Source organism: Nocardia sp. NPDC003482 (assembly GCF_053588115.1).
In genome coordinates, this window is the sequence record NZ_JBSFPI010000018.1 from 101,437 (window position 1) to 111,011 (window position 9,575).

Annotated in this window: 9 protein-coding genes and 2 tRNA genes; 1 reads left to right on the plus strand and 10 read right to left on the minus strand. The window is 68.1% G+C overall.

What is annotated here, in order from left to right:
* Positions 1-487: 487 nt before the first annotated feature.
* The 6 genes from ACWDSJ_RS26420 to ACWDSJ_RS26445 form a co-directional block, all read right to left on the minus strand.
* On the minus strand, positions 488-997 hold the full coding sequence (locus ACWDSJ_RS26420; RefSeq protein WP_450035025.1) for a hypothetical protein: 510 nt from the start codon (positions 995-997) through the stop codon (positions 488-490).
* A 212-nt stretch (positions 998-1,209) separates the two neighbouring features.
* Complete coding sequence (locus tag ACWDSJ_RS26425) at positions 1,210-1,983, minus strand: class II glutamine amidotransferase (protein ID WP_450035027.1); 774 nt, start codon at positions 1,981-1,983, stop codon at positions 1,210-1,212.
* A complete protein-coding gene (locus ACWDSJ_RS26430) occupies positions 1,971-3,176 on the minus strand; it encodes a hypothetical protein (protein WP_450035029.1) in 1,206 nt (401 codons plus the stop codon). Before ACWDSJ_RS26430 ends, ACWDSJ_RS26425 begins: the two co-directional genes overlap by 13 nt.
* Before the next feature lie 119 nt (positions 3,177-3,295).
* The gene (locus tag ACWDSJ_RS26435; protein ID WP_450035031.1) at positions 3,296-4,099 is read right to left on the minus strand and encodes a hypothetical protein; all 804 of its coding nucleotides are present in this window, start codon (positions 4,097-4,099) and stop codon (positions 3,296-3,298) included.
* Positions 4,087-4,968: a hypothetical protein gene (locus ACWDSJ_RS26440; RefSeq protein ID WP_450035032.1), complete on the minus strand. Its 882-nt coding sequence runs from the start codon at positions 4,966-4,968 to the stop codon at positions 4,087-4,089. The genes ACWDSJ_RS26435 and ACWDSJ_RS26440 overlap by 13 nt, the downstream gene beginning before the upstream one ends.
* A 563-nt stretch (positions 4,969-5,531) precedes the next feature.
* Complete coding sequence (locus ACWDSJ_RS26445) at positions 5,532-6,134, minus strand: hypothetical protein (RefSeq protein ID WP_450035034.1); 603 nt, start codon at positions 6,132-6,134, stop codon at positions 5,532-5,534.
* Between the two features lie 350 nt (positions 6,135-6,484).
* On the opposite strand from ACWDSJ_RS26445, the gene ACWDSJ_RS26450 reads away from it, so the two are divergent.
* Positions 6,485-6,548 (plus strand) — tRNA-Ala (locus tag ACWDSJ_RS26450).
* Between the two features lie 271 nt (positions 6,549-6,819).
* Here ACWDSJ_RS26450 and ACWDSJ_RS26455 read toward each other — a convergent pair.
* The 4 genes from ACWDSJ_RS26455 to ACWDSJ_RS26470 form a co-directional block, all read right to left on the minus strand.
* Entirely contained in the window at positions 6,820-7,743 is a 924-nt protein-coding gene (locus ACWDSJ_RS26455; protein ID WP_450035035.1) for a DUF2637 domain-containing protein, read from the minus strand.
* A gap of 53 nt (positions 7,744-7,796) precedes the next feature.
* On the minus strand, positions 7,797-8,864 hold the full coding sequence (locus tag ACWDSJ_RS26460; protein ID WP_450035037.1) for a tyrosine-type recombinase/integrase: 1,068 nt from the start codon (positions 8,862-8,864) through the stop codon (positions 7,797-7,799).
* 5 nt (positions 8,865-8,869) lie between these two features.
* Positions 8,870-9,292, minus strand: a complete 423-nt coding sequence (locus tag ACWDSJ_RS26465) for a hypothetical protein (protein ID WP_450035039.1) — start codon at positions 9,290-9,292, stop codon at positions 8,870-8,872.
* Between the two features lie 171 nt (positions 9,293-9,463).
* Positions 9,464-9,545 (minus strand) — tRNA-Leu (locus tag ACWDSJ_RS26470).
* Positions 9,546-9,575 lie beyond the last annotated feature (30 nt).

Below are 9,575 nucleotides of genomic sequence, written 5' to 3' on the forward strand. Positions count from 1 at the left end.
GGCAGCCTCGGGTGCTGTAGCGGGCGCATTCGGGGTGAAGCCCTGGCTCGGGACCCAGTCGGTGGGTCCAGTCGAGCGGTCGCACCATCACCACCACGCGGTCGTGGTCGGCGAGTGGTTTGTGGTCGGTGAGTGGGTCGCAGCAGACCTGACACAGCCGCCGCGCCCACACCCTGTGCAGCCGGACCGGGTCGATGGCACCCCAGACCGGTCGGTTGTCGCCGCGGTGGCGCAGGGTGATGTACGGGATGGTCAAACCGTGGGCGGTCGGCTGGTTGTGCAGACGCGCCAAGGTTGGGGGCCTGACCGAAGGAGACGGAAGGGCGGGATCATGCACGCGGGGATACCTCCTCAAGGGTCGGGGCCGGGCACCACTCGTGTGCAAGCCGAGACAACTGCTCGTAGGGCGGGACTCGAGTCGTGGGTGAGATGGATTGGGCCAGCGCGGAAAGGCCGGTACCGACGACCGTGCGGTGGGTGCTCGGGGCTATCGGCGCCAGTGGCGTTGTGCCCCGGTGTGCGGGTCGCGGTCGTGGACGGGCACCGTCGGTGGCGCGGTGGGGACGTGGGCGAGGACGGTGCGGGGCAGGATCGCTTCGTATCCGCTAGCGGCCCATCGTCGCTCGGTGAGCCGGAGGTGGCCGTCGGGTGCGGGCTCGGCGGGGGTGAGGTACCAGTGGAAGCCGGTGCGGCCGAAGATGGCGAACGGGTCGGCCTCCCACTCGGTTTCGGTGCTGCCGTCGGGCCCGGTGGTGAGGACGGCGGTGGCGATTTCGACCGCGATCAACGCCATGGGCGCCAGCGCGGAGCGCTGTGCGGTGTGGGTGTCGATGCCGCGGAAGGCGGAGATGACCGTTCCCGGGTCGGGGTGGGTGGCGAACGCGGCCCGGTAGCCCAGGACCAGCACCGCGGCGTGAGGGCCGGGATCGGCGAGGACGTCGGCGTAGCCGGGTGGTACCCGCAGCCGGGCCGTGTAGGAATGGTGACCGATATTCATGGCGAGGGGCCTCCCTTGGTCGGAGACGTGTCGGCGGGCCGCCATCCTCGACCGCGGTGACGGCCTGGTGCCGCCGTCGGCGAGCGAGGACAGGCTGCGGTCAGCAGACGGGATGCCGGGTCCGAACATGAAAAGGATTGCGCGACAGTGATTGTGGCGATTTCGGTCCCGCGCTCAGGAAGGCGACTCTTCGGAGGCGCGGGCCGGGGAGGTCAGGCAGAGCGTTCGGCGAGGATGTCGAGGTCTGCGTAGCGGGTCTGCCCGTCGAGGTTGGGGCAGGAGCAGTGCGGGAACCGGCGGAAGCAGCTCTGGCAGTACCCGCAGAAGGTGCAGTGCGAGCCGACCTGGCGGGGGTCGAGTTCGTCGCCGCACATCCCGCAGTAGGGGTCGTCGTCGTCCCACCAGGCGAGGGAGTTCGACGCCCATCGGTAGGAGGTGTTGGAGTACCAGACCCCGTCGGGGCTGTAGTGGCCGAAGTGCTCGTTGAACAGGTAGGCGGTGTGCTTGTAGTCGGGATCAACGGTGAGCAGCACCATCTTGTCGCTGCCCATCCAGCGTTCGAGGCCGTCCCGCCCGGCCCAGGAGTCCAAGGACCCGAAGGGCTGGCGAGGCAGGAAGTCCTCGGCGGCGATGCGAGTGTCCGAGCGCGGGTCGTCCTTGGCTGGTTGCACGTTCTTGGGCAGGATCCCGTTGTGGGCCAGCACGGTTCGCTTGTCGCCGCCGACGTAGAACGGGTGGCAGTTGTCGGTGGTCACGGTGCCGTGGGTGGCCAGGCGTGAGTGGAACAACGCGAAGCTGTCGGGGAACGCGGCGCGGGCGGAGACGAATTCGGTGATCACCTCGCGGGGGTCGAGGCCGTGGCCGACGAGGATGCGGTCGTCGGCGACGAGGGCGTAGCCGTGACCGTCGGGGTTGGCGAAGGCGCCGGCGGCGAGGGCGTCCAGGTCGGGGGTGATGCCGGGGCGGTAGAAGGTCAGGATGCACATGCGAGGTCCTCCAATTCGGCCAGCAGCGGGGCGTAGCAGGGGCGTGCGCGCAGCCAGGTGACGAACGCGGTCCATTCCCAGCCGCGGCGGCGCGCGACGTCGGCGCTGGTGAGGGTGCGGGTGTAGTCGACCGAGGCGGCGACGAACGCCAGCGCGGCCTGAACCTGTTGCGGCTTCAGGGAACTGGCGAAGATCCGTACCTCGAACGTGTCGGGCGGCAGGGTGTTGATGGCCTGGTAGCGGCCGAGCCCGGCGAGCCCGTAGTCGCACTTACCGCTCTTGGCGAACTCGCCGATGTCCAAGCGGGCGTCGGGATCGAAGGTGGCCCACTCGTGCGAGGTGCGCCGCGCCAGGGTGGTGGCGTGGGATTCGTTGCGGTAGACGAATTTCATCCACCGGTAGATGTGCGCCGGGGAGCCGAAACCGGCCCGCGACACATGCACGTGGATGCCGACGGAGTCGTCGACGTACGCCCCGCGAGAGGCCAACTCCGCCAACACGTCCCAGGGGAACCGTTCGAGGGCGTACGGGTAGGACATCGGGTGGGTGACCAGTTCGAACCCGTACGGGATGGATCCGTCCTCCTTGAGGTAGGCCAAGCCGTCGAGCTGGTCGAGGGCGCGATAGGCGCAGTCGTCGAGACCGCCGCGGGGGCATTTGATTTCGAGTTCGAGCCCGAGGAACACCGGGCCGTCGCCGTGGAACCGCGGGGTGGGCCGGTAGCTGTAGTCGTGGATGCGGCTGCTGGTGCACCAGTCGGCGCAGGTGGAGCAGTAGCTGGCGCTGGTGGTCAGCCGGAAGCAGTTGCCGCACTCGCGGAAGTCGTTAGCGCAGCTCTCGCAGACCTCGCTGCCGTTGTCGACCGAGTGGGGTTCTTCGGTGAGCAGTTGGCACTCGGCGCAGGGGGTGTAGTCGGGTTCGCACCCGTCGCAGACGGCGCCGTCGTAGACGGTGGCGTGGGCGTGGCGGGTGTAGAGGTTGCAGGATCGGCAGCGACGCCACCCGGTGGCGCAGTCGCGGCACAGCTGGCCGTCGTCGACGGTGTGCCGGGGCACGGGAGCGGGCAGGCCGCACCCGTCGCAGACCGGTGCCTGAGCGCATCGGGTGCACAGGGTGTCGGTGCTGGGCGGGTCGGTGGGCAGCAGCGAGGTCGAGCACGCCGAGCAGCGCAGCTGGGTTGGGGCAGCGGGCATGAGCGATCGCCTCCAAGGGGACGGATGAACAGGGGCCGGACACGACAGCGCCCCGCCGTCCCGGCAGTCGGGAGGGCGGGGCGCGGGCGAAACGCAGAGCGCTCAACGCGAGCGGATCATCAAGGCAGAGCGGCAGTTCCGGTCGGGATCGACGTCGCGGACTCGGTCGGGTGGCTGTGCGAGGCCCTCTCGAGCGCCCGCGCGGCGCAGCGGGTCAGCGGGGGACAGTCGCAATCCGGGAAGGGGGACAAGCAGTAGGAGCACCAGCCGCAGGAGGGGCAGTAGCGGCGCTGGCGGCGCGGCTCGTAGCGGCCGCAGCCCCAGCAGGTGGAGAGCCAGCGCAGCTGGTGGCGGGGGCTGTCGGGGAGGTAGCCGCTGTTGGAGTACCAGATACCGCCGTCCCAGATCCCGGCGTTCTCGTTGAACACATACCCCGACCGCAGATAGGCCGGGTTCACGGTCAGCAGGACGAGTTTGCTTGTGCCCAGCCAGGATTCGAGCCCCCGACGCCCCTCCGGGGTGTCGAGCGATCCGAACGGGCGGCCGGGCAGATACCGTTCTGCGGCGATGCGGGTGTCCGAGCGCCGGTCGAAGCCGCGGGGCTGAACCCGCCGCGGCAGGACTCCGTTGTGCGCCAGTACGGTCCGGTGATCACGGCCGAGGTGGAACGGATGGCAATTGGGAATGCCGACGATCCCGTGCGTGGCGAAGCGACTGTGGAACAACGCCGGGCCGTCGAGGAACCTCGCGCGGGCGCGGGCGAACTCGTCGATGACCTGCTCGGCGTTCATCCCGCGCCCGATCACCAGGCGCGACCCGGCCACGATCGCGAATCCGTGCCCGTCGTCGTTGACCCGTGCCCCCACCTCCAAGGCCGTGGTGTCGGGGGCGATCCCGGCGGGAACGTAGGTCAGCAGGCACATGCGAGGTCCTCCATCTGCGCCCACAGCGGCGCGTACTCGGGGTGCTCACGCACCCAGACGGCGAAGCGCGGCCACTCCCAGCCCGCGTGGTGCAGCACATCGCTGGCCCGCAACGCGCGCGTGTATTCGACGGTGGCCGCGGTGAATCCGAGTGCGGCCCGCACGTGGAGCGGGTCCAGCGATCCGGCGAACACCCGCACCTCCAGGGTGTGGCGCGGGAGTGGGTTGATCGCCTGATAGCGGTCGAGGCCGAATCGGTGCATGTCGCCCTTGGCGGAATCCTTGATCCGTGCTCGCGCGGTCGGCGAGAACCCGGCGTAGGCGTTGCAGCGTCGCCGAGCCAGCGCGACGGTGTGGGATTCGTTGCGGTACACGAACTTCGCCCACCGGAAGATATGGGCCGGTGAACTGAAACCCGCCCGCGACACGTGTACGTGCAGCCCGACCCGGGCATCGGACTCACACCCCAACTCGCCCAACTCAGCCAGCAGCGGCCACGGAAACCGCTCCATCGCGAACGAGTAATCCATGGGATGGGTGACCAACTCGAATCCCAGCGGCTGGATCGAGGAATCGTGCTTGAGGTACGCCAGTCGGCCCAGCTGCTCAGAGGCGGTGTTCACCGCATCGTTGAACCGTTCGCTGGGCACGATGATCTCCAACTCCCAACCCAGAAACACCGGTCCCGAACCGAAGAAGCGGGGATCGGGCTTGTAGGAGTAGTTGCGCACCCGAGCGCTCAGGCTGCACTCGCCGCAGTCGGCGAAATCCGGCAGCAGCGTGCCGCAGAACTCACACCGCTGATAGCGCTCAGCGCAACTCGGGCACACCCGCGGGCCGCCGGAGACGTAGCGAGAATCCGTCGTCATCCGGCAGCACGACCCACACGTCTCGTACCACCGCCCGGCGCAAATCGGACACGCGAACCCGCCGGAGTCGGTCGGCAACGACGGCATCGTCAGATACCGGCACCGAGCACACTCCACCCAGCCACGAGCACAACTCCGACACCGCCGCTGACCCTCGAACGACAACACCAACTCGCGGGTACGCGCCCGGCATTGGTCACACGCGGGCAGCTCCAATGCGCAAGCGGCGCACAACAGTTCGTCATCGACAGTAGGGAGAACCTCCGCGGGGCAGTGGGAACCGCACATCGCGCACGACCGCGTATCCGTACGGGGAGAAGGCACGGCAAATCACCTCCGATCGAGGTAGAGGGTGAAAAGGGAAATCAAAGGTGTGAAAACGACAAAGGCCGCAACAGCGCTGAGCCCGTTGCGGCATGGGATGAAAGAAAACCCCTACGGCGAGCCGTAGGGGTTATGGCGAAACGCCAGTTGAATTGGGCGGAGTGCGGGAGAGGCCGAAGGTGTCAGGTTCGGCGGGTGTCTGGGGCGTGGACGGGCGTAAGGGCCCTCAAGTGAGCCCGTTATGCCCCGGCGTATCCGCCGACGTTCCACACCACCCACCGGAACTCTGCTGGTAGAAGCGGACGACGAATGGGGACACCGGGAACCGTGGCGGTCGGCCAGAAGGCGTACCCGCACCGGTGGCAATAGAACCCCGCACGCCAAACCTCGCATGCCGCTCCCCGCCCTCGGCTGATGCGACCGTTGCGTCGGACGCGGCCGGTGGCGATGGCCAACAGGAGAATTGAGGGAGAAGCAAGCACCAGAACAAAGGCGGCGGACACGACGACCGTCGATGCGATCGAAAGACCGGGCTCGGCGGGAGCGAAGATCGCGGCGGCACCATATACCAGGGCAGGCAACGCGGCGATAAGGCCCCAAAGGATGAGTCCTGTCGTCTTCTGTTGGGCCGGTGCGAATCTCAGGTCCTCGGCGAGCAAGGTGGTCTGTGTTCGGGCGATCGTCGCCGAACCGACCACCGGCAGAAGCCCATTGGACGCGATGCCGATGCCGGAGTAGTAGTCGGTGCCGCGAACGGTCGACGTGCCACTGGCGTAAAGGGCGGGGACGTTCTGGACACAATCGTCGTACCCGCAGGTGGGACAGCTGATGTCGAGGCTCATGCCTTGGTCCCCTTCGAGTGGGATTGCTGGACGGTTGCGACGGGCCGCGCAGCAACGGATCGGTTGGTGACAGGTGGTGCGATGACACATCGATGGAACACCGACGGGTCCCCGTTGTCTACCGCTATTGAGCAGCGGGAAGGCATGTTGACATCACCAACCCCTTCCGGGATCCGGCGAGTGTTGCGTCGCGATTACCAACGAGCGGGCCGATCGGGCTACCAGGAGCCTCGGATTCGTTTGACGCCGTCAGCAGCGGGGCGCTAGTCTCGTCTTGAAAAATTCGAAGAGTTCGCCTGAACTCGCTGTTTCCCCATCTTGGCAACCAGTCACCTGCGGCGGGCCCATGGGCCAATCGCTAGAGCACTGCCTTTGCAAGGCAGGGGTTAGGGGTTCGATTCCTCTTTCCAGGCTAAGCTGTTGCACCCGTCTTGTGAACCAAGTCTAAGCGATTGTCGAAGTGTCTGCCACTGTGTTATCGTCGGCTCTTCTGCTGCCATTTTCGCAGTTTGTCTCCCTGCCATTGATTCTGCGTAATTGAAAGTTAATTGGTTCAGGGCGTCGGTATCGGTGCTACCTCGCTTCTTCGCGAACGCGAGAACTTGTGCTTGCGAGTGGTCTCCCGGTGCGAATCAAGTTCCCGCGAGAAAGCCTGCATGGCCGTTCTGCGGCAAATATTCCGCAATTACTCCGTGTTGGCGACGCGCAGAACTCCAACCCTTTTCGGGGACTGGGCCGTCACCGTATTCGAGACCGGCTCGTGGTCGAAGTCGCGCGGAGGCAGATCTGTCGCGTCGTCGACTTCGCCGATAGGGGGTGAGCCTTGCGCGGTCGTTTCGGTGGTGTCGAGCCGAGTCGCCAGGGAGATGATCCTGCTGACGGTGGATCGGCTTCGGCCGGTTCGCTGCGCGATGTCGGTCGGGGTTCGGTGTTCGACGAAATGCATGACCAAGATTCGCGTCACCGTGTCGGGGTCGCGGCGGCGGGAGGGGTCGCGGCGGCAGATGAGCTGCGCGAGATCCGACCACCGAGGCCCCTGCTCGTCCGGGATGCCGGTGCCATTGTCGTTGCTCACGAGGGGTGGTGAGGGCGGCACCGAGGTGAGGGGGCGAGGGGCGGCGGGCACGGTGTCGGGGGGAGCGCCGACGGTGTCGTGGGGGCGGGCGAGGGCGATGAGTGCGACGGTGGCTTGGGCCATGGATCCTTCGATGATCAGCGGCCACAGCCATGCCTGGTGGTGGGGGATTCCGGCGAGTTCGGCGAGTGCGCGCAATGCGGTGAACGACAGCCAGAACGCCCCGCCCGCGATGAGCGCGGTCATCGTGATCGCGAGCAACTGCGCCGCGGAGGCACGCGTGCGACTCCGCTGCAGCACCGTCACCCCGTGCACCGCGGTCAGCAGTGCGAGCGGTGGCACCACAGCGACCGCCGCCGCGATCGGTGCGACCGGAGTGTGCAACACCGCGTGCACGGCGTTGCCGATGACACTGATCGCCGCGGACGCGGCGAGCACACACCAGAAGAACGCGTGCGCACCGTGCGACTGCTGTGGGCGCACAGGCGGTTCGAGCGTCGACACCGTGCGCACGCCGAGGTCCGCCGAAGACAACGGTGCTCCTGCCGGTGCGGAGAGTGTGCAGAGGTCGGTCGGTGCTGTGCGCGTCATCGGTGGGCCTCCGGGGCCGAGGTGAGCGGGTGCGGTTCGCCGGTGAGCACCGACACCGCCGCGGCGACCTCGAGGAGGTCGGCTTTGACGTAGGTGGCGGTGGTGCCGTGCGCTTTGCCGCTGTGTCCGGCGTAGGCGCTGGCGACGGCGTAGTTGAAGGTGCGTTCGACCCAGGTGAGGGTGGTGTGGCGCAGCCAGTGCGCGGTCACTCCTTGCAGCGCGATCCATGGCAGTTCCTCGCCGAGGCGGGCCCAGAGGTGGTCGTAGCGGCGGGAGGTGATCGGGCGTCCGTCGCGGTAGCGCAGCAGCCGCTCGGACTGGGGTGCGCGTCGGTCGCGGGCGTGCTGTTGCAGGTGCCGCATCAGGGTGGGAGAGACCGGTTGCCAGCGGTCGGTGCCGCCCTTTTCCCGCAGCCAGATCACGCAGCGGTCGGGGTCGAGGTCGTGCGGGCGCAATGCCAGCGCGCCACTGCGGCGGCACGCGGTCTCGATGTGCAGGCGCAGGATCAGCGAATCGAGATCCGGGTCGTTGCCCGAGCGGGCGGCGACGGTGCAGATCTCGGCGAGTTGGTGCGATGGGATCGCGTAGCGGTGCGACGCTCGGCGGGGCGGTTTGGCGAGCGCGCGGGCGGGATTGTCGCCGGGGCGGATCCGGCCTTGGGCTTCGGCGTGGCGGTACACGCAGCGGATCGCGGCGATGAAGTGTTCGACGGCGCTGCCGCCCCCGCGTGAGGCGCGGTTGGTGCGGGCGTTCGCGCGGACCGCGCGGGCCATGTCCTCGACCTCGCCGCGGGTGGGCTCGTCGAGGCGTCGTGTGCCCCATTCGGTTTCGAGCCGGGCGAGGTGTACCCGGTAGGTGCGCAGCGTCCCGTCCGACAGGGTGGCGCGGACTTTCGGGATCACCTCGGCGAACGTCGGCGTCGTCACGGCGGCGACGAGATCGGCGGGGGTGATGCCCATCTGGGACAGCAGCAGCCGGGCCGCGGCCACCGCCTCGGCCGTCGGCGCGGCAGGCGTGGATACCGCGAGCGGGCTGGTGGTCGATGGCTGAGTCGTCTGGGTCATCGGCGTCACCGCTCCAGCAGGCGCAGGCTGGGGGCGAACAACTCCTGCATCGCCGTGGGCGGGTGAATCGCCAACCGGCCCCGCGAGATCCGGCCCAGGAGCAGCACCCGGTCACCGAGGAACAGCCCCGCGCGCCGCCGCACCCGATACGGCACCCGGACGAAACCCTCGTGCACGACCACCGGTCCGTCGGGGTCGCGGGACACCACGAGCACATCACCGTCCGTGCGGTCGATCCGCACCCGCTCGCCGGGGTGCCAGCCCAGCCGGGCGAACATGCGGCGGTCGACCACGCGCCCGCCCTGCCCGACCGTCGACAGCCCGTACACCACATCGTCATCGCGGGTCGCCACCACGGCCGGGGTCGGCATCGTGCCGTGGATCAACTGCTGCAACGGAGCCTGCGGCGGAACGACCGGCGCGATCACCGTGCCACCCCCACGGCCGGGCGCGGCCCGAAGGCCGGAGAGAAGGGGCGGAAACCTGACAAACGCGCCACAAAACGGCGCTGGTCGTACCGTGTCACCGGTGTCCTTTCCGCGTGCGCGAGGGCACTCGCACACGCTGCACGTGGACGTGTCACCGATGAGCCGTTTTCGTGCGCGAGGGGGGACTTGAACCCCCACGTCCGAAGACACTGGAACCTAAATCCAGCGCGTCTGCCAATTTCGCCACTCGCGCGTGATGGTACGGCCGTCCAAACTCTACCGG

Coding starts and splice junctions, on each gene's coding strand:
- ACWDSJ_RS26435 (WP_450035031.1), bottom strand. CDS start 4,099: ATGTGCCTGCTGACCTACGTTCCCGCCGGGATCGCCCCCGACACCACG.
- ACWDSJ_RS26425 (WP_450035027.1), bottom strand. CDS start 1,983: ATGTGCATCCTGACCTTCTACCGCCCCGGCATCACCCCCGACCTGGAC.
- ACWDSJ_RS26460 (WP_450035037.1), bottom strand. CDS start 8,864: ATGACCCAGACGACTCAGCCATCGACCACCAGCCCGCTCGCGGTATCC.
- ACWDSJ_RS26420 (WP_450035025.1), bottom strand. CDS start 997: ATGAATATCGGTCACCATTCCTACACGGCCCGGCTGCGGGTACCACCC.
- ACWDSJ_RS26430 (WP_450035029.1), bottom strand. CDS start 3,176: ATGCCCGCTGCCCCAACCCAGCTGCGCTGCTCGGCGTGCTCGACCTCG.
- ACWDSJ_RS26440 (WP_450035032.1), bottom strand. CDS start 4,968: ATGACGACGGATTCTCGCTACGTCTCCGGCGGCCCGCGGGTGTGCCCG.
- ACWDSJ_RS26445 (WP_450035034.1), bottom strand. CDS start 6,134: ATGAGCCTCGACATCAGCTGTCCCACCTGCGGGTACGACGATTGTGTC.